The following is an 18737-nucleotide window of genomic DNA, read 5'->3' as shown; positions in this document are numbered from 1 at the left end:
TGCTCAGCGCCGTGACCGACGCTCGCCGGAATTCGGCCGAAACAAGTAGAGTTTTTACCCGTTCGCTCACATTCCTCGAGCAGATGCAGGTCGCGTTCGTCTCGTTCGAAACGGTACACCACCGCGATACCGAGACGAACCAGCGGTTGCGGACCGTCTGTGAGCTCCTCACGGAACGTGGCCACGACGTTCACTGTTACTGTGCCGGCTTCTGGGCCGGCGAGGGGACGACGTTCGAGCGGGACGGAATCACGTACCACGCGGTCTCGAGCGGCCCCGAGGCCCGCAGTGCGTTCACGCTGCGGCTGCCGTTCGTCCTCGCGGCCGCGAACCCGGACGTGATCCACGTCGACGCGCGGCCGGCGGGGCAGGTGCTGCCCGCTCGCGTTGGCGCGACGCTCGCCCGCGTGCCGCTGGTCGCCGAGTGGTACGGCGACGGTGGCGTCGACGACACCCGGTGGACGCGGCTCGCGACGGGGCGACCGGACCGGATCGTCACACCCTCGGAACTGGTCGGAACGTGGGTCCGGGAGATCGGGGCCGACGGCGACATCGTCGAGACCGTTCCGAACCCGATCGACTGCGAGCTGGTTCGGGACGTCGAACCCGGCGAGGACGTCGACGTGATCTACGCCCGGCGACTCGACGAGGGGGCGAACCTCGAGAGCCTGCTGCTCGCGCTGGCCGAACTCAGGGACCGCGACTGGTCGGCGAAAGTCGTCGGTGACGGCCCCGAACGGGAGCGCTACGAGCGACTGGCGCGCGACCTCCGGATCGACGACCGGGTGACGTTCGCCGGCAGCCTCCCGCTCGAGGATCGGATCGCGGCCTACCGCGGTGCGCACCTGTTCGCGCAGACGGCCGAACACTGCGTCTTCCCGACGGAGATGCTGTGGGCGCTGGCCGCTGGCTGTGTCGGCATCGTCGAGTACCACGCGAACGCGAGCGCCCACGAACTCGTCGAGGGGTGGGACCGCGGATTCCGGACCACCAGCGAGGACGAACTGGCCGAGGCCATCCTCGCTGCGGGCGACCTCGAGCACCGCGAGTACGACGATCGGTTCGCCGACTACGACCGCTCGGCGGTGGCCGATCGGTATCTGGACATCTATCAGGCAGTTCAGGAAGCGCAGGGGCTACTGTAGGTCAACCGGCGCGTCGCTCCCGTCGAGCGGACGTACCTATTTGTCGGTTCGGACAAACGTCACGCTATGCACGACGACTGCCAGTTCTGCGAAATCGTCGCCGGCGACCGGCCGGCGCACGTCCTGTACGAAGACGAACTGACGCTCTCGTTTCTCGATACGAATCCGGCCGTGGTCGGACACGCGCTCGTCGTTCCACGTGCTCACGAGGAGGAGATCGTAACGATCGACGGGGCGACGTCGGCCGCCGTCTTCGAGACCGTTCGGACCGTCGCGAACGGGCTCGAGGCGGTGCTCGAGCCCGACGGGTTCAGCACGTTTCACACCAGCGGCCCGCTGGTCGGGACCGTCGATCACGCCCACGTCCACGTCGTCCCCCGGTTCGCGGACGACGACGTGGCGCTGTCGCTGCCACGGACGGAACTCGACGACGACGATGCTTCGGTACTAACGGATCGCGTTCGGGCGCACCTCGAGCGCTAAGCGGGGGTCAGGCGTCGCGATTCCTCACCGCCGGAAGCCACCGCCTAGAGGTCGAACTTCGCGGCCGCGGTCTCCATGTCCTTGTCGCCCCGGCCCGAGAGGTTCACGAGGATGGTGTCGTGGTCCCCTTCCTCCGCGAGCTCGATCGCGCGGGCGATCGCGTGACTGGACTCGAGCGCGGGGATGATCCCCTCCGTCTCGCTGAGTTCGCGGAAGGCCGCGAGCGCCTCGTCGTCGGTGACGCCGGTGTACTCACAGCGGCCGACGGCCCGGAACATGGCGTGCTCGGGGCCGACACCGGGGTAGTCGAGTCCCGCGGAGACGGAGTGGACCTCCACGTCCTCGTCGATGACCCGCGTTTTCATCCCGTGGATCACGTCGTCGGTCCCCTTCGCGAGCGGGGCGGCGTGGCGGCCCGAGTCCGATCCTTCGCCGCCGCCTTCGGCACCGTAGAACTCGACGTCGTCGTCGCGGAAGGCGTGAAAGAGGCCGATCGCGTTCGAGCCGCCGCCGACGCAGGCGACAGCGGCGTCGGGCAGGTCGCCCGTCCGCTCCCGAATCTGTTCGCGGGCCTCGCGGCCGATGACGCTCTGGAAGTCCCGGACCATCCGCGGGAACGGGTCCGGCCCGACGACGCTGCCCACCAGGTAGTGGGTGTTTTCGACGTTCTGGGCGAAGTCCTCGAGCGCGGCATCGACGGCGTCGGCCAGCCCCTCGTCGCCGCGGGTGACTTCGTTGACCTCGGCACCCATGAGCCGCATTCGGAAGACGTTCATCTCCTGTCGTTCGACGTCCTTCTTCCCCATGTAGATCTCCGTGTCGAGGCCGAGCAGCGCGCCGACCATCGCGGTCGCCGTGCCGTGCTGGCCCGCACCCGTCTCGGCGATCAGCCGATCGCGGCCGGCCTGCTTCGCCAGCAGGGCCTGCCCGAGACAGTTGTTGATCTTGTGTGCGCCGCCGTGGAGCAGGTCCTCGCGTTTGAGGTAGATCTCCGCGCCGTAGCGCTCGCTCAGATTGCGCGCGTAGTACAGCGGGCTCGGCCGACCCGCGAACTCCTCGAGCAGACCGCGCAGCTCCGACTGGAACTCGTCGGTGGTCGCGACGTCGTCGTACGCGGCCGCCAGTTGCTCGAGCGGTTCCCGAAGCGGCTCCGGAACGTGTCTCCCACCGTACCCTTCGAACTCTCCGTTGGACATATGCCGGTAGATTGCGCGCTCACCGTCAAATATGTTCTGTGCTGTCGCCGTTGGACAGCGAACCGTCCGTTCGGTCTACGTTCGCGGGGTCAACGGAACGGAGGGGCCCGTTAGCCCTCCGCGATCCGTTGTCGGACAAGCCGTCGGATCGTCGCTCCCCCAAGGTACGCGAACCCGCCGGCGACGACCGCGCCGGCGAGGGCGTACACGGGGCCGTGGGTGAGTCCCTCGAGCAGTTCGCCGCGCGGGGAGCGTTTGTATCCGAGCAGACGGGGTGGCGTGTACCGCGTGCCATCGACCACCGGCGATAGCCAACGAACGGTGGGAAGACGAATCGCCAGAGAATAGTGAGAAAGACGGCTCCTGCTCCCGCCAGCACGCCGGCACGCGTCCATCCCGCGTAGAAGGCGACCGCCATCGGCGGGAGCAGCACCGGCGCGCCGAGAACCCAGTCGTACTCCGACAGAAACAACACGGACGCCGAAAGCGGGATTCCGACCGCGAGTACTGCGACGTACGATCGAGGCCGCGGTTCGCCGACGATGACGCTTCGGACGCTCATATTTCGACGTGTTCGATCGGAATAATTAAACGTACGTGGCGATCGTCCGTATTCCGCGCGAGCGATCCCTTACGTGCCGTCACGCGCCAGTCCGCGGAGTTGCGCCGTCGGCAGCGTCCACCCGTACGTGACCGCGGCCAGTCGCGTCCCGATCGTCACCAGAGCGCAGGCTGCGGCGGCGATGCTCCCCGTCGCACCGACGGTGGTCGCCAGCCAGTAGGTGCCGCCGCCCAGGACCGCACAGCTCGCATAGAAGTCCTCGAGCAGGACGAACGGCGACCGGTTCAACAGGATGTCCGCGAACGCGCCGCCGCCGACCGCGTTGATCGTGGCGATGACGACGACGCCGAAACCCGACGTGCCGGTGGCCGTCGCGACGATGGCGCCGGCGGTAGCGAACGCCGCGAGTCCGATCGCGTCGGAGAACTGCGTGATCGGGTGCTCGTCCGGGCGAGCCAGCGCGACGTTCAGCCCGACCGCCAGACAGACGCCGAGCACGCCGAGGCTCATTTCGCCCGTCGATCGGAGCGCCAGGGGCACGCGGCCCACGAGGACGTCCCGCGTCGCCCCGCCGGCGAAGGCCGTCGTCAACCCGACGACGGCGACCCCGAACAGATCGAACTCCTCGCGGATCGCCTTCGTCGCGCCCACCAGCGCGAACGCGACCAATCCGATCGTGTTCATCACGGCGAACGGGTCCTCGAGCAGTACGCCGATAACGTCCCGAACCACTACCGTCAGCCACGGATGCGAGCGTCTTGAGTACTGTGAATCGACCGGTGGTCGTCCCGGCCGATCGCGTAGAGGTGACGCGGAAGGAGAGTTCGCCCGCCTCGCGATGATTCCCGCTCGCGGCGAACGGGGGTCTCGCGATTCGTCAGCGGAATCGCTTATGTATCTCGTCGCCCGTAACGTGGAATATGTCTCGCGGGATCGGCTGGTTCGACGCCTTCCGAGAGATCGTGCCCGAGTGGAGCGTGATCCTGCTCGGGCTCGTCACCCAGCTCGGCGACGTCTGGTTTCTCGGCTTGCTCGTCAGCGCCGTCTACTGGACGGACACGTCGGATCGAGACGAGGGCGCCGTGATCCTCGGACTCACCCTGTCTGGTCTCTCGCTCATCACGGGACTGAAAGCCTTCTTCGCGCTCCCGCGGCCGGAGCGCGTGCTCGTAGAGAGCGGGGCAGTGCCGACGCTCGCGCGGCCGCTGTACGAGGCGACCACGACGGCGACCGGCTACGGCTTTCCCAGCGGGCACGCGCTGATGTCGACGGTCGTCTATCTGAGCCTGGCCGAGTACTGGTCGGTCAGCACCGCTCGGCGGCGGTACCTCGGTGCTGCAGTGATGGTGACGATCGTCTGTCTCTCCCGCGTCGGACTCGGCGTCCACTATCTGGCCGACGTCGTCGCCGGCGTCATCGCAGGGCTCGCGTTTCTACTCCTCGCGTCCGCTCTCTTGAATCGCTTTCCGTCCCACCGCGGCACGCTCGGGTTCGGCCTCGCAGTCGTCGTCGCCATCGCCGCCCTCGTCGTCTCCGATCTGACTCCCGACGCTGTGCTCCTGTTCGGCACGTCTCTCGGCGCGTTCGCCGGCTGGCAACTCGCCGTCATCGCTCGGCGACTGGGTGACGGTCGGGGTCCGATCCGTTCGGATCGCGCCCTCACCGCCAGAGCCGCCGCCGCGGCGCTCCTGATCGCGTCGCTTGCCATCGCCGCGGCCTCCTACGGCCCGCTCTCGCTGGCCGGCGGCAGCGGTGCGCTCGGCATAGTCAGCGCCGCGTTCGTTACCGCCCCCGTCCTCTATCGCCGCGAACACGTCCACCGGACGGCGGGCGGATCGCCTTCCGGGTCTCGGTAGCCTCTCGCGTTCGCTCGAGCGTCACTCGAGACGCTGCCTCACTGATCGTCCTCGTCTCCTTCGTCGGCGTTCCCGTCGTCTGCGACGGTTTCTTCGCCGTCCGTCGACTCCGTCTCGTCGTCCCCGTCCGGCGGATCGACCTTCATGTGCGAGGCGTCCTCGGCGGGGCTCTCCTCGGGCTCGGTGTCCGCGGTCTGGGTCGGCTGGGCCTGCTCGGGGTCGGGCCCCGTCGCCTCGCTCTCCTCGTCGGCCATCGCCGGATCGGAGACGTCGACCGTGACCCCGTCGGCCTCCGTCTCGCGCCGCGGATCCTCCTCGGCTTCGCTCCCGAGGTTCGGGCTCGAGCGGGGCTCGCTGCTGTCGTGCTCGTCGGTAAACTCGATCTCGGAACCCTCCGGTTCGCTCTCGCCGATCTCGGGCTCCTCGGCGATCTCGCCGTCGGGTTCGATCTCGGAGACGCGGCCGGCGTCGGCGCGCTCGGCGGCGGCGCTCGCCTCGTCCGAGGTCTCCTTGCCCTCACTTCCACCTTCGACCGTCGGCGGGCCGCTTTCTTGCTTCTGGCGGCTCGCACGCCGCTTCCGGAGGCCGACGCCGACCAGCCCGGTGCCGGCGATGCCGAGCGGGATCGCTCGGGATCGGTTCGCGGCCAGCGAGCGGATCGCGGCCGCGAGCAGGATCCCGCCGCCGACCAGCGGCAGCGTCCCGCGGTCGTGTGCCTCGGCCGCCGCCGCGGTGGCGCTCTCGATCGGTGCCGCGGGCTCCTCGCGCCGCTCGAGCCCGGGAAATTCGTCCATCGACTCGTCCGTCGCTGCGTCGTGATCGTGGTGCTCGGTCATCGAAACGCCTCCGAGCGACAGCGCTGGCGGTCCCGCCGTCGAACGGGATCGGTCCGCGGGGACGGCACGGCGGACTCCAGCGTCGCTCATGGGACGTATGCGGTCCCGTCGGATGAAGATTCGACCGGCAACTGAACACATCGTTTGCGGACGCGCCCGTCGTCGAAACCGTCGACGGCGACCGAGGCCCTGCGAACGGACGCGTTCGCCCGAGGAGCGGCCGGTATCACCGATTACGGGCCTGCATACTCCGGGCTTGTGACCTTCCCCGCGTGGCGTGGAAGTACCGTATCATGTCGGAGTCCAACGGACGTGACGACGAGTCACATAGTACTGTGCGGAACGTCGTTCTCGTCGTTCTCGATACGGCCCGGGCGAAGAGTATTGGAACGCAGACGGCTTCCGCGAATCGGCAGGTGGTCGACGCGGACGGTATTGATGCGGCAACCGCCTCCGACCCCGACGCCAAAAATACGGATCCAACGCCATCCCTGACGCGACTCGCAGACGAAGGGACCGCGTTCGAGAACGCGTTCGCCCCCGCCCCCTGGACGCTTCCCTCCCACGCGTCTTTTTTCACCGGTACCTACCCCTCTCACCACGGCACGCACGGTGATCACACGTATCTTGACGACGCTCTCCGAACCCTCCCGGAGGCGTTCGACGACGCCGGCTTCCGGACGATCGGCGTCTCGAACAACACCTGGATCACCGAGGAGTTCGGCTTCGACCGGGGGTTCGACGACCTCCGCAAGGGCTGGCAGTACATCCAGTCCGACGCCGACATGGGTGCGGTCGTGCGCGGCGAGGACTTCCGCGAGAAAGTCGCGGCGACCCGGAACCGGCTTTTCGACGGCAATCCCGTCGTCAACGCGGCCAACATCCTTTACAGCGAGTTCTTGCAGCCGGCCGGCGACGATGGGGCCGATCGATCGACGGACTGGGTCGCCGACTGGCTCGCCGACCGCGACGACGACCGCCCGTTCTTCCTGTTCTGTAACTTCATCGAACCCCACGTCCGGTACGATCCCCCGCGGGAGCACGCCGAGCGGTTCCTCCCCGACGGAGCCAGTTACGAAGAGGCCACCGCGATCAGACAGGACCCCCGCGCCTACGACTGCGAGGAGTACGCGATCTCCGATCACGAGTTCGCCCTGCTCCGCGGGCTCTACCGGGCCGAGCTCGCCTACGTCGATCAGCAGCTCGGTCAGCTCCGGGCCGCCCTCGAGGCCGCCGGCGAGTGGGAGGACACCCTGTTCGCCGTCTGTGGCGACCACGGCGAGCACATCGGTGAACACGGCTTCTTCGGCCACCAGTACAACCTCTACGACACGCTGCTCCACGTTCCACTGGTCTGTCACGGTGGCGCGTTCACTGATGGCGGCCGTCGCGATGACTTCGTCCAGTTACTCGACCTTCCCGCCACGCTGCTCGAGACCGTCGGGGTCGACGATCCCGAACTCCGCGAGCAGTGGTCGAGTCGGTCGTTCCATCCCGACTCGGACACCGGGTCCCGCGACGCGGTCTTCGCCGAGTACGTCGCTCCGCAGCCATCGATCGACCGTCTCGAGGCTCGCTTCGGCGAGATTCCGGACCGCGTCCGCGAGTTCGACCGACGACTGCGAGCGGTCCGGACTGACGAGTACAAGTACGTCCGCGGCGACGACGGCTTCGAGCGCCTCCACCGCATCTCGACCGATCCGTTCGAACGCGATGACATCAGCGACGACCAGCCCGAAAAAGCACGGGCGCTCCGACGGCGGCTCGAGGAACACTTCGAACCGCTTGCGGCGGCCGAGGAGACGGGAGAGGTATCGATGCGCGAGGGGACGAAAGAGCGGCTGGCGGATCTCGGCTATCTCTGAGGCCGGTCGGATCGGTCTGGTCTCGAGTTAGCGTCCGTTCGGTCGTGTCCCTCGTCACCAACTCGCTGCCGAACTGGTCGTCTCGCTTTCGCCTGCGAGCTGTCGGTACGCACCGACCTGTACGGCGACGCTGTAGACGCTCAAGACGCCGATCGCGATCGGAAGTCCGAGGATGCTGACGACGGGAACGAACAGCCCGACGATGGCGACGAGTGCGCCTGTCATACCGCCTACGACGACGAGTACGAATCCGAGACCGAACAGTTCGAGCCGGTTTCCGGATGCGAGTTCCCAGCTCCGCTCGAGCGACTCGACGACGCCGGCGTCCTCGATAGCGACGACGATGTAAGCGAACATCAGGCTGATTCCGACGTAGATACCAGGCAGGAGGAAAAACGGCATCGCGATCATCACCGCCAGCGTGGTGATGACCATAACGACGAATGCCACGCCGACGGTTCGGCCGAGTCGCCGCGTGTGGTCGGCCGTCGGGAGACTGTCGATATCTGCGTAGATCGCTCGCATCGTCACGACACCGAGCGCGAGCCCTGCAATCATGAGGAGGACGATCAGCCCGGCGCTGACGGTGGTTGGCATATCGACGGCGAGTGGATATCCCTGTGAGAGTTGGTCCTCGGAGACCGTTTCAGCGAGCAGTCCGAAGACCAGTGACTGGAACCCGACCTGATTTGCGAGCTGAAAGAGGACGTACGCGCCGAGGAGCATCGCTCCGCCGCGGGTCGTCACTCGATCGAACCCATATCTGAGGACACGTCCGATGTTGAGTTTATGCGTCATATTTCGGTAACAACACTGCTCTCACATAATATTATTGTTCCAACACGTTCGCCGGCGTGGCGTTCGTCCGGCCCAGTGCGGGATGTTCCGCCGATCGATACGGGGGTGTCGTTCGGTCCGACGCGGCGGGCGGAACGGACGGCGCCGGTTTTCGGAGACTGCGTCGATCGAACGGCGATGCGGTCTGTGGGAGCATATCAACCGTACAACTGTCCAGCCAGAGGGGTTTCCAACCGCGGTCGAGACTACCCCCCGTGTCCTCCACCTCGCCCCCCGAAACGGCGTCGTTTCCGTATCCGACGCAGGTCGTCTACGACGGGCCGACGCATCGGCTGCGCGTCACCGTCGACGTCGCCCCCGCGACCGTCGACGATCTGACGGTCGAAGCCGGCTCGAGACGTATCCGGATCGCGGTCGCCCGCGGCGACGACGTGGCCGAGCGGACGGTCACGCCGCTTCCCCGCGATCTCGAGTTCGGTGACGACCGCGAGGCGGTCTACAACAACGGCGTCCTCAGCCTCTCGCTCGAGACGGTTCCTCGACGCCGATAGCGTGACCGCAGCCCGACCGCTCTCTCCGGCGTTCGCTCCGCCAACAGGGCGGATCGCCGATCGGACGCAGCCCGTTCTGATCGACGAACACCGCGGGTTCCGACTCGAGGCCATCCGACCGCCGATTCCGCCGACCGGATGCCTGCAACACCCTTTTGCTCGCCAGTCGGATAGGGTGACCCAAGGCGCTTCGCTCGACCGATGGCTACTCACGACGCGCGGTCCGCCGACGGGTTCGTCCCCTTCTTTCGCCGGTACACGAAGACGTGGGTCCACGCGGTCGCGACGGCCCTCCTGACCGCGTTTGGGACGCTGACGTTCGTCAATCGCTGGTTCGTCGCCCTTGCACTGGCCGCGTACGTCGTGCCCCCGATCGTGCTATACGTCCAGCGGCCGCTGGACGACACCGAGGGCGTCGCTCCGGACGACAGCAACGACGGCGCGACTCCACCCGACCGAGGGGCGGACACGACGGCCGACGATCGCGGACTCGAGTCGACGCCGGCCGACCGGAAGCCGTCCGCGACGACTGACGAGGGCATGCCGGCCGGTGCGTCGGCCGGCAGCGCGGATACCGAATCGCGGGCCGACCGATCCCCCGGCTGGAACGTCGCCGCCGTTCCGACCGAGGCGACGCTTCGCGACGTTACCGTCACCGACGGGGGTGCGGCCTACGCGGTCGGTGACGGCGGCGTGACCGTCGCCGACACCCGAGGCGACGCGAGCGGCGACGATCGGGACTGGGCGGTCGTCCTCGAGGACGGCCCGGCAGCTTCGGGGGCCGACCTCTGCGGGGTCGAGGCGACGGCCGACGGCGACGCCGTCTGGCTCGCGGGCGACGGCGGCGCAGTGGCGCGACTCGAGACGGATAGCGGCCGGCACACCGATTACACGGCACCGGCCGGAATCACCGACAACTGGCTGGGGATCGCCGTCGGCGGCGCAGCGGGCGACGAGACGGTGCTGCTGATCAACGGCTCCGGCGCGGTCTGTCGCGGACGCTATCGCGACGGCGAGCCCTCGTGGGACGAGCCGATGGCGCCCGGCGGCGGCTCGAGCCTGAGCGGCATCGACCTCGCCGATTCCCCGGTCGGCTACTGCTGTGACACGAACGACGGCGTCTTCGAGACGACCGACGGCGGCGGCTCCTTTTCGAGCGTCGGGCCGGTCGGTGCGGACGGCACGCTCGAGGCCGTCGCAACGCTCGGCCACGAGGACTGCCTGGTGAGCGCTGACGATGGCGTCGTTCACCGCTACGGCGGCGGGACGTGGACGCCGGAGCGGGTCGGCGAGGAAGCGATCTGCGGGCTAGCCCGTCGGGAGGGAGAGACGCTCGCCTGTAGCGCCGACGGAGCGATTTACGAGCGGACCGACGCGGCGGAGTGGAATCGGGCGGACGCCGGCGCGTCGGAGGCGTTGTTGGCCGTTTCGGTCGAGTCCGGTGGCGATCGGGCGGTTGCGGTCGGTGAAGACGGGACGGTCCTCGAGCGGCGCTGAACCAATCACACCGTGACCGGTTCCGCCGGGGAAGTCGGTTCTCGAATCGCCTACGAGCGTTCTTCTCGACTTCTGGTGCCGCCGAACGTCCCGTCGATCCGCTCCGTGCCCGGCACTGTAAATACGAGTAGTTGACAGTCGGATTCCGGAAATAGTCTACGAAACTATCGAAATCGGCGTATTAAGGCCCAACTGGTATTCCGACCTCGGCCGAACGTTTACCCGTCACGACAGCACGGGAAGGCGTTCGAGATTTCCCTGCAGCTGGCCGTGAAACGGCCTTGATCATGAACACAACACAACGAACGGCGACGCGATACGCCGTCCGCGGGTTCGAACCCGCCGACCAAGCGGCGTTCCTGTCGCTGTACGAGACTGTGTTCGGCCACGAGAGAAGCCGCGACTGGTTCCGCTGGAAGTTCCGCGAGAACCCGTACGCCGATCACGTTCCGATCGTCGTCGCGACCGTCGACGGCGAACCGATCGGGTTCCGATCGTTTTTCGCCCAGGAGATGCGGATCGGCGGGGCCGTTCGGACCGCGTTCCAGCCCTGCGATACGATGGTTCACGCCGACCATCGTGAACAGGGGCTGTTCGGTCGCATGAACGAGCACGCCATCGACCGCTACGCCGACGGCCCGCCGTCGTTCTTCTTCAACTTCCCCAACGAGAACTCGAAACCCGGCAACCTCGCGCACGGCTGGCAGGAGATCGGGACGGTGCCGGCCTACTACCGCCCGCAAAACCCCGTCGGCGTCCTCGAGGACCGGACCGACGACGATTCGTCTTCGCCCGCCACCGATCCGCGAGCGGCCGACGGCCGGCGAATCGCCGCGCTCGCGGACGCCCTCGAGGGCGCGATCGCGACCTCCCACCGGGCCGGCGACCGGCTGCTCGTCGGCTCCGACGGCGCCCTCGAGATCGAGCGCTACGAGACGCCGCCGGCCGAAACCCTCGAGACGGTCTACCGCCGCTCGGTCCCCGACGAAATCCACACGAACCGCACCGCGTCATTCTACCGCTGGCGGTTCGCCAACCCCGCCCGGACGTACGCGGCCTACGTCGCCCGACGGGACGGCGAGCCCGTCGCCGCGCTCGTCACCTCGAGCACCGACGAGTACACGCGGATCGTCGAGACGCTTCCGCGCACGCTCGAGGACGTGGCGGGCCTCGAGCGCCTGCTCGTGGCGGCGCTCGACGACCACGCGGACCGCGGCTACGCGGAGGCGTTCGGGGAGACGCTGCCGGCTCCGCTGCGCTTCCGCTTCTACCCCGATACGCGCTTGCCGCTGTCGGCGCTCCTGCAGCCGACCGCGCGGACGCTCCTCGCGCGCGACCTCGGCGACGGCCTCGGCCTCGAGTCGAGTTCGATCGACGCGTGGTCGTTCTCGCGGCTCGATCTAGATACGACGTGACGCGCTCGCGGTTCGATCTGGACACGAAGTGACGGGGCGGGCCGACGCAGCACCCGGCGGGCGACCGGATCGGTCACTGTTATTGCCGTCGAACCCGGAGCGACGACTGTGAGCGATCGACGCGCGGAGAGCGACCGGCGCGAGCGCTGCCGGCTGTGCGGGACGCCGCTGTCGGCTCCCGCCGCCGAGTCCGAACCGGTCGGCTTCTGTTCGACCGGTTGCCGCGACATCGCCGCCGAGTACGGCGCGAGCGACGGCGATAGCGGGCCCGCTACCGGTGACCCGGGTGACGGCGGGCCCGGTCACCGGAGCGACGGCCAGCGGAACGGGCCGGACGTGACGACCAGCACGTTCCTCCGGATCGACGGCATGCACTCGGCGACCTGCGAGGCGTTCCTCGAGTCGGTCGCCGAGGGCCGCGACGGCGTGACCGACGCCGAGGCGAGCTACGTCACGGAGACGGTCCGCGTCGATCACGACCCGGATCGGATCTCGCCGGCCGCCCTCGAGGACGCGCTGAGCACGGTCGGCTACACGGCCTACCTGCGGGACGACGCGACCGCCGACGACGAGAGCGGCGGGACGCGCCGCTCACGCGAGATGTCCGGGCTGCGAAAGCGCCGGGCGGACGACATGCTCGAGATGCGGTACATCGTGGGCGTCGTCTTCGGCTCCTTCCTCCTGTTGCCGTTCGTGGCGGTGTTCTACCCGATGTACCTCACCGCGTTCACCGACTGGGGCGCGATCGCCCACTTCGAGGGCGCGTTCACCGGCTTCGACGGATCGCTGTATCTCCCCCTGTTCATCGTGCTGACGGGGGCCATCGTCTATCTGACCGGTGGTCCGCTGCTCCGGGGCGCGTACGTCAGTCTGAAGCTCCGACGGCCGACGACGGACCTGCTCGCGGCACTGACCGTCTGTAGCGCCTACGTCTACGCCGCGATCGTCTCCACCCTCGGCGGGACCGACGTCTACTTCGACCTGACGATCGTCGTCGCCGCGCTCGTGATGGGCGCGATCTACTACGAGTCGACGATCAAGCGCCGCGCGGCCGACCGGCTGACCGACCTCACCGTTTCACAGGTCGACACGGCCCGGCTGTACGCGTCGGACGGCTCGACGACGGAGATCCCGGTCGCCGACCTCGAGTCGGACGATCGGGTGCTCGTCCGCGAGGGCGAGCGCATCCCCGTCGACGGGACGCTCGCGGAGGGCGAGTGCGCGGTCGACGAAGCCATCGTCACGGGCGAGTCGCTGCCGGTCACGAAACGCGCGGGCGACGCGGTGATCGGCGGTTCGGTCGTCACGACCGACGCGGCGGTCGTCGACGTCGGCGAGCGGACGACAAGCAGCATCGAACGGCTCACGCAGGTCGTCTGGAACGTCCAGAGCGCGGACCACGGCGTCACGCGGCGGGCCAACGAGTTCGCCGCGGTCCTCGTCCCGGTCGTCCTCGCCGCCGCGGTCGTCGTCGGCGCGGGCTCGTTCCTCCTCGGTGCGAGTCCGGTGGCGACCGCGCTGGCCGCCTGCATGGCGATCATGGTCGCCAGCCCGTGGGCGCTGGGCTTCGCGACGCCGTACACCGTCGCCGCGAGCCTCCAGGCGGCCCTCGAGCGCGGGATCGTCGTCTTCGACGAGACGATTTTCGAGCGCCTGCGCGCGGTCGACGTCGTCGTCTTCGACAAGACCGGCACGCTCACCACCGGCGAGATGTCCGTCCGCGAGGCCGACGCGCCCGCCGACCTGCTCGAGGCCGCCGCCGCCCTGGAGCAGCGCGCGGCCCACCCCGCCGCCGCAGCGATCGCCGAGGCGTTCGACCGCGACCCCGGTGACGAATCGGGGCCGGCGACTCGAGCGGACGGCGGCTCCACCGCGCCGGCCGAACTGGCGGTCGAGGACTTCCACACCCACGCGACCGGCGTCGAGGGGACCGTCGACGGCCGGACCGTCCTGGTCGGCCACCCCGACCTCTTCCGCGAGCGCGACTGGGCGCTCGGCGGCGATCTCGAGGCGCGACTCGAGCGCGCCCGCGAGGCCGGTCGCCTCCCGGTCGTCGTCGGCCGTGACGGCGAGGCCGAAGGGCTCGTGATCGTCGGCGACGACCCACGCGACGGATGGGACGAGACGATCGCGGCACTGGACGACGACGGGATCGACGTCGTCGTGCTGACCGGCGACGAGGGGGCCGCCTCCGAGATCTTCGCGGAGCATCCGGGCGTCGATCACGTCTTCGCGGGCGTCTCGCCCGATGCGAAGACGGCGGCCGTCGGGCGGATGCGAGCCGAGAACCGGGTCGCGATGGTCGGCGACGGGACGAACGACGCGCCCGCCCTCGCCGCGGCCGATCTGGGCATCTCGCTGGGCAGCGGCACCGCGCTCGCCGCCGACGCGGCCGACATCGCGATCGCCGACGACGATCTGGCCGCGGTCGAGCGCGCGTTCGCGCTGGCGACGACGGCCCGCGACCGACTCCGGCAGAACGTCGGGCTCGCGTTCGTCTACAACGCGATCGCCGTTCCCGCCGCCGTCCTCGGGATCGTCAACCCGCTGGTGACGACCGTCGCCGTCGTCGTCGGCTCCCTCCTCATCGTCGGGAACGCGGAGCGATCGCTCGTCGACGACTGATCGGTGAGACGACGGCCGTCGCCGCGTTCGCCGTCGTGACTCCTCACTCGAGCGCGCCCCACGAGACGGTGAGCCCCTCGCGGATCGCGATAACCGACCGGTCCTCGAGGTCGTGGTCCGCGTACTGGTCGTATTTCGCCTCGAGCGCGCCTATTGCGGTATCGTGACCTGATTTTCCCGGCTCGAGGATCCGCGCCCGGCCGCGAACTTGCACCCACGCGAGTCGCGACCAGTCCTCGCGGTAGCGGTCGACCAATACCGTCACGCGGGGGTTCGTCCGGATATTCCGAACGCGTTTGAGTTCGCGGGTCGCTTTCGGCTTTTCGTCGATCGCCGAGACGATCGTTCGCTCGGCCGTCGCGTCCTCGCGGTCGCTGTTAGCTCGCGCTGCGGTGGTCTCATCAGCCGCGAGCAGCGCGAAACAGATCGGAACGGCGTGCGGCCGACCCTCGCCGTCGACCGTCGCGAGCGCGGCGACGCGGGCGCGCTCGAGGAACGCCTGCTCTGCGGGCGTCATGGATCGACGGACGATACCCAGATAGAAATGATGGCACCCATCGCCGTCGCCGGGCCAGGCTACCGCTACGGCAAGATACTCGGGTCGCGCCCGTCCACCCACGGACGGATGACCGAACGGATGGCTCGTCGTCGCGCGTACGCGGCCGTCGTCGTCGGGACGCTCGGCTACACCTGCCTGATGTTCGTCTGGTTCTCGCTGCCGGCGTACCTCTCGACGATCATCGACGACCTTGGGCTGTCCGGGACGCAGGCGGGCGTGGTCGCGGGGGCGGTCCCGCTGACGTACATCCCGATCGCGCTGTTTACGGGAACGGTCGTCGACCGGGTCGGGCCGGGGCGGAGTCTCGCGGCCGGCGTCCTGATCTACGGCGTCGCCCAGGTCGGCCGCAGCTTCGCCGCCGGCTTTCCGTCGCTGCTCGGAACGACGCTGCTGATCGGCGTCGGCGCGACGGCCATCACGTTCGGATTACCGAAGCTCGTCTCGGTGCTGTTTCCGCCCGACGAAACCGGCTTTCCGTCCTCGATCTACCTCGTCGGCGCGTCGGCGGGGACGGCAAGCGCCTTCGCCGTCGGCCGGCCGATCCTGGGGCCGCTGCTCGGCGGCTGGCGCGAGCTGTTCCTCTGGAGCGGCGTCGTCGCGGTCGGCTACGGCCTGCTGTGGCTCGTCGTCGCCCTGCGACTGGGGATCGACGACCGCAACCGCGCGGCCAACGACGCCGACGCGGCGGACTCGTCGCTCACGCTCGCCGCGATCCGCCGGGATTTGAAACTCGTCCTCACCCACCGCGAGCTGCAGCTCGTCGTCGTCGTCGGTACGATGTACCTGCTGATCGCCCACGGCATGCAGGGGTGGCTCCCGACGCTGCTCGAGGCCCGCGGGTTCTCGGCGGACCGAGCCGGTCGGACCACGAGCTTGCTCGTGGCGGCCAACGTCGTCGGCGTGCTGACCATCCCGGCGGTGGCGGATCGGTTCGGCGTTCGTCGCACGGCGCTGATGGTTTGTGGGCTCGTCGCCGCACTCGGAATCTCCGGCGTAGTCGCCAGCGGCGTCGGCCTCCTGCTGCTCGGGAGCATCCTCGTCACCGGGTTCGGCTTCGGCGGGCTCTCGCCGCTCATCCGGGCGATTCCACCGGAGCTCGAGGGGATCGGCGCTCGGCTGACCGGCACGGCCGTCGGCTTCATCTTCGCCGTCGGTGAGATCGGCGGCTTCCTCGGTCCGGTACTCGTGGGGGCGTTACGCGACCTCACGGGGTCGTACGTGCCGGGGCTCCTCGTGTTGGCTTCGGGCGGCCTCGTCGTCGCGGTCGCCGGGGGCGTGTTGCGGTATCGGTACGGCGATTCCTGACGACGTGGGGCGAACCGGGCCCGAAGCGCTCGAGACGGCGCGTGCTCGCACGCGTTACTCCTTTGCCGATCCACCGAGTTACGGCCGCGTATGTGGCAGGGAGAGGGCTACTGGCTCGTCCGCCTCCTCTTCCAGCGGGGGCTCGCGCTGCTCTATCTGCTCGCCTTCCTCGTCGCGGCGTACCAGTTCCGGCCGCTCGCTGGAGAGGACGGACTGCTTCCCCTCGAGTGGTACACCGAGAGCGCGTCGTTTCGGGAGCGACTGAGCCTCTTTTACTTCGTTCCGAGTGATCGGGCGATCGGAATCGCGGCCTGGACGGGCGTCGGGCTGTCGGCGCTGGCGCTGGTCGGACTGCCCTACTGGCTGCCGGCCGGGTACGCCACGCCGGTCTCGATGCTCCTCTGGGCGACGCTGTGGGCGCTCTACCAGTCGTTCGTCAACGCCGGCCAGACGTTCTACGGCTACGGCTGGGAGTCGATGCTGCTCGAGACGGGGTTTCTCGCGATCTTCCTGGGCGCGGGACCGGTCGCGCCGCCGTTCGTCGTCATCGTACTGCTACAGTGGGTGCTCTTCCGCAACATGTTCGGTGCGGGGCTGATCAAGCTCCGAGGGGACGACTGCTGGCGCGACCTGACCTGCATGGACTACCACTACGAGACCCAGCCGATCCCGAACCCGGTGAGCTGGTACGCCCACCACCTCCCGGACCGGTTTCACCGGGTCGAGACCTTCGGCAATCACGTCCTCGAGCTGTTGATTCCGTTTCTCTACTTCGCGCCGCAGCCGCTCTCGGCGCTGGCAGGGCTCGCGACGATCGGCTTCCAGGGCTGGCTCATGGTGACGGGCAACTTCGCCTGGCTGAACGCGCTGACGATCGTGCTGGCGATTCCGACGTTCAGCGACGGCGTTCTCACGACCGTCCTGCCGATCGCCGCGCCCGCGACCGCGCCGACGCCGCTCTACCTTCAGGCGCTCGCGATGCTCGTCGCCCTCCTCGTGGTCGCGCTGAGCGTGCAGCCGGTGCGCAACACCCTCTCGGAGAGCCAGATCATGAACACCGCGTTCGATCCGCTGCACCTCGTCAACACCTACGGCGCGTTCGGATCGATCACCCGGGACCGCTACGAGATCGTCGTCGAGGGGACGACCGACGAGGACGTGACGCCGGAGACCGAGTGGCAGGCCTACCGGTTCGAGGGGAAGCCGACCGACCCCGATCGCCGGCCGCCGCAGGTCGCGCCGTACCACCTCCGGCTCGACTGGCAGCTCTGGTTCGCCGCGATGTCGCCGAGCCCGCGCCGGAGCCCGTGGTTCCCGCGGCTGCTGGCGAAACTGCTCGAGGCCGACTCGGAGACGCTCTCGTTGCTCGCCGCGGATCCGTTCGACGGCGAGCCGCCAGCCCGCGTCCGTGCAGTGCGGTACCGCTACCGGTACACGACGCCCGAGGAGCGCGCCGAGACCGGCCGCTGGTGGGAACGCGAGCGCGTCGGGACGTACGTCCGCCCGGTCTCGCTCGAAGAGCTTCGGGTTCGCCAGCCGCGGTTGTAGTGTCCGCAGTGTCCGTCGATCGGCACCTCAGTCGCCGTCCGATTTCCCGCGTGCCGGCGGCGTCCGTGAGAGAAACTCTCCCCACTGATCGCGGCGGTTCGCGACCCACCGATAGGACCGCTCGCGAAGGCGTTTGTAGTCGTCGAACTGGCGCAGGAATTCGACGACCTCGTCGGCGGGCTCGGCGAGATCGGTGCGGACGAACGCCTGTTCGATCGATGCGCCACAGGAGTAGACCCCGTCGTCGGTCACCAGGTGCGCGCAGTCCTCGTAGTCGGCCGGCAGCCGCTCGCGCAGGTCGTCGGTGAGATCGCTGAAGCCGACGATGCGGATCTCCGTGCGTTTCTCGAAGTACTCCGCCCACCACGTACAGAAGCCGCAGTCGTCGTCGTAGACGAGCGTCGGCTCGGTCATAGCCGTGTAAACGGGCTCGAGACACAAACGCTTGTTCTCGCTCGTGCTCGTCCGCAGCGGGTCGGCGGTGCACGGTGTGTCG

General features: G+C 68.6%; 17 protein-coding genes. 10 read left to right on the top strand and 7 right to left on the bottom strand.

Annotated elements, in window-relative coordinates:
* Positions 1-83: 83 nt before the first annotated feature.
* Together NDO75_RS16360 and NDO75_RS16355 are read left to right on the top strand one after the other, a co-directional pair.
* The gene (locus NDO75_RS16360) at positions 84-1145 is read left to right on the top strand and encodes a glycosyltransferase (RefSeq protein WP_310907680.1); all 1062 of its coding nucleotides are present in this window, start codon (positions 84-86) and stop codon (positions 1143-1145) included.
* 66 nt (positions 1146-1211) lie between these two features.
* Positions 1212-1628: an HIT domain-containing protein gene (locus tag NDO75_RS16355; RefSeq protein ID WP_310907679.1), complete on the top strand. Its 417-nt coding sequence runs from the start codon at positions 1212-1214 to the stop codon at positions 1626-1628.
* Positions 1629-1672: 44 nt separating this feature from the next.
* Here the strand turns inward: NDO75_RS16355 and trpB are convergent, their stop codons facing one another.
* From trpB to NDO75_RS16340, 3 genes are all read right to left on the bottom strand, one after another.
* Positions 1673-2824 carry a tryptophan synthase subunit beta gene (gene trpB, locus NDO75_RS16350; protein WP_310907678.1) on the bottom strand — a complete coding sequence of 384 codons (1152 nt, stop codon included), beginning with the start codon at positions 2822-2824 and terminating at the stop codon, positions 1673-1675.
* A gap of 110 nt (positions 2825-2934) precedes the next feature.
* Positions 2935-3126 carry a hypothetical protein gene (locus NDO75_RS16345; protein ID WP_310907677.1) on the bottom strand — a complete coding sequence of 64 codons (192 nt, stop codon included), beginning with the start codon at positions 3124-3126 and terminating at the stop codon, positions 2935-2937.
* A 329-nt stretch (positions 3127-3455) separates the two neighbouring features.
* Positions 3456-4118 carry a trimeric intracellular cation channel family protein gene (locus NDO75_RS16340; RefSeq protein WP_310907676.1) on the bottom strand — a complete coding sequence of 221 codons (663 nt, stop codon included), beginning with the start codon at positions 4116-4118 and terminating at the stop codon, positions 3456-3458.
* Between the two features lie 188 nt (positions 4119-4306).
* On the opposite strand from NDO75_RS16340, the gene NDO75_RS16335 reads away from it, so the two are divergent.
* Positions 4307-5242 (top strand): phosphatase PAP2 family protein, encoded by a 936-nt coding sequence (locus NDO75_RS16335; protein WP_310907675.1) that lies wholly within the window; start codon positions 4307-4309, stop codon positions 5240-5242.
* Between the two features lie 38 nt (positions 5243-5280).
* Here NDO75_RS16335 and NDO75_RS16330 read toward each other — a convergent pair whose 3' ends face one another.
* Positions 5281-6168, bottom strand: a complete 888-nt coding sequence (locus NDO75_RS16330) for a hypothetical protein (protein WP_310907674.1) — start codon at positions 6166-6168, stop codon at positions 5281-5283.
* Between the two features lie 203 nt (positions 6169-6371).
* Here NDO75_RS16330 and NDO75_RS16325 point away from each other — a divergent pair, with 203 nt between their 5' ends.
* Positions 6372-7943 carry a sulfatase gene (locus NDO75_RS16325; protein WP_310907673.1) on the top strand — a complete coding sequence of 524 codons (1572 nt, stop codon included), beginning with the start codon at positions 6372-6374 and terminating at the stop codon, positions 7941-7943.
* 54 nt (positions 7944-7997) lie between these two features.
* Here NDO75_RS16325 and NDO75_RS16320 read toward each other — a convergent pair whose 3' ends face one another.
* Positions 7998-8741, bottom strand: a complete 744-nt coding sequence (locus tag NDO75_RS16320) for a hypothetical protein (protein WP_310907672.1) — start codon at positions 8739-8741, stop codon at positions 7998-8000.
* 254 nt (positions 8742-8995) lie between these two features.
* Here NDO75_RS16320 and NDO75_RS16315 point away from each other — a divergent pair, with 254 nt between their 5' ends.
* The 4 genes from NDO75_RS16315 to NDO75_RS16300 all read left to right on the top strand — a co-directional run bounded on the left by NDO75_RS16315 (position 8996) and on the right by NDO75_RS16300 (position 14829).
* A complete protein-coding gene (locus NDO75_RS16315) occupies positions 8996-9292 on the top strand; it encodes an Hsp20/alpha crystallin family protein (protein ID WP_310907671.1) in 297 nt (98 codons plus the stop codon).
* A gap of 201 nt (positions 9293-9493) precedes the next feature.
* The gene (locus NDO75_RS16310) at positions 9494-10789 is read left to right on the top strand and encodes a hypothetical protein (RefSeq protein ID WP_310907670.1); all 1296 of its coding nucleotides are present in this window, start codon (positions 9494-9496) and stop codon (positions 10787-10789) included.
* Between the two features lie 287 nt (positions 10790-11076).
* Positions 11077-12204, top strand: a complete 1128-nt coding sequence (locus NDO75_RS16305) for a GNAT family N-acetyltransferase (RefSeq protein ID WP_310907669.1) — start codon at positions 11077-11079, stop codon at positions 12202-12204.
* A 108-nt stretch (positions 12205-12312) separates the two neighbouring features.
* Complete coding sequence (locus tag NDO75_RS16300; RefSeq protein WP_310907668.1) at positions 12313-14829, top strand: heavy metal translocating P-type ATPase; 2517 nt, start codon at positions 12313-12315, stop codon at positions 14827-14829.
* A gap of 43 nt (positions 14830-14872) precedes the next feature.
* On the opposite strand, the gene NDO75_RS16295 is transcribed toward NDO75_RS16300, so the two are convergent.
* Positions 14873-15346, bottom strand: coding sequence for a TIGR03668 family PPOX class F420-dependent oxidoreductase (locus NDO75_RS16295; RefSeq protein WP_310907667.1), 474 nt, complete (start codon positions 15344-15346; stop codon positions 14873-14875).
* 108 nt (positions 15347-15454) lie between these two features.
* Here NDO75_RS16295 and NDO75_RS16290 point away from each other — a divergent pair, with 108 nt between their 5' ends.
* A complete protein-coding gene (locus NDO75_RS16290) occupies positions 15455-16693 on the top strand; it encodes an MFS transporter (RefSeq protein ID WP_310908075.1) in 1239 nt (412 codons plus the stop codon).
* Positions 16694-16783: 90 nt separating this feature from the next.
* Positions 16784-18241 carry a lipase maturation factor family protein gene (locus NDO75_RS16285; RefSeq protein ID WP_310907666.1) on the top strand — a complete coding sequence of 486 codons (1458 nt, stop codon included), beginning with the start codon at positions 16784-16786 and terminating at the stop codon, positions 18239-18241.
* 27 nt (positions 18242-18268) lie between these two features.
* Here the strand turns inward: NDO75_RS16285 and NDO75_RS16280 are convergent, their stop codons facing one another.
* Positions 18269-18655, bottom strand: coding sequence for a DCC1-like thiol-disulfide oxidoreductase family protein (locus NDO75_RS16280; RefSeq protein WP_310907665.1), 387 nt, complete (start codon positions 18653-18655; stop codon positions 18269-18271).
* Positions 18656-18737 lie beyond the last annotated feature (82 nt).

Source organism: Natrinema sp. 1APR25-10V2, from assembly GCF_031626495.1.
Classification (GTDB): Archaea; Halobacteriota; Halobacteria; order Halobacteriales; family Natrialbaceae; genus Natrinema.
Note: the sequence above shows the minus strand (reverse complement) of the source record. Positions and strands in the feature narration are given on the sequence as shown.

Excerpts from the sequence above, each read along its gene's own strand:
- NDO75_RS16305 (WP_310907669.1), top strand. The coding sequence starts at position 11,077 with ATGAACACAACACAACGAACGGCGACGCGATACGCCGTCCGCGGGTTC.
- NDO75_RS16295 (WP_310907667.1), bottom strand. The coding sequence starts at position 15,346 with ATGACGCCCGCAGAGCAGGCGTTCCTCGAGCGCGCCCGCGTCGCCGCG.
- NDO75_RS16355 (WP_310907679.1), top strand. The coding sequence starts at position 1,212 with ATGCACGACGACTGCCAGTTCTGCGAAATCGTCGCCGGCGACCGGCCG.
- NDO75_RS16325 (WP_310907673.1), top strand. The coding sequence starts at position 6,372 with ATGTCGGAGTCCAACGGACGTGACGACGAGTCACATAGTACTGTGCGG.
- NDO75_RS16330 (WP_310907674.1), bottom strand. The coding sequence starts at position 6,168 with ATGAGCGACGCTGGAGTCCGCCGTGCCGTCCCCGCGGACCGATCCCGT.
- NDO75_RS16360 (WP_310907680.1), top strand. The coding sequence starts at position 84 with ATGCAGGTCGCGTTCGTCTCGTTCGAAACGGTACACCACCGCGATACC.
- NDO75_RS16280 (WP_310907665.1), bottom strand. The coding sequence starts at position 18,655 with ATGACCGAGCCGACGCTCGTCTACGACGACGACTGCGGCTTCTGTACG.
- NDO75_RS16290 (WP_310908075.1), top strand. The coding sequence starts at position 15,455 with ATGACCGAACGGATGGCTCGTCGTCGCGCGTACGCGGCCGTCGTCGTC.
- NDO75_RS16335 (WP_310907675.1), top strand. The coding sequence starts at position 4,307 with ATGTCTCGCGGGATCGGCTGGTTCGACGCCTTCCGAGAGATCGTGCCC.
- NDO75_RS16310 (WP_310907670.1), top strand. The coding sequence starts at position 9,494 with ATGGCTACTCACGACGCGCGGTCCGCCGACGGGTTCGTCCCCTTCTTT.
- trpB (WP_310907678.1), bottom strand. The coding sequence starts at position 2,824 with ATGTCCAACGGAGAGTTCGAAGGGTACGGTGGGAGACACGTTCCGGAG.
- NDO75_RS16285 (WP_310907666.1), top strand. The coding sequence starts at position 16,784 with ATGTGGCAGGGAGAGGGCTACTGGCTCGTCCGCCTCCTCTTCCAGCGG.
- NDO75_RS16320 (WP_310907672.1), bottom strand. The coding sequence starts at position 8,741 with ATGACGCATAAACTCAACATCGGACGTGTCCTCAGATATGGGTTCGAT.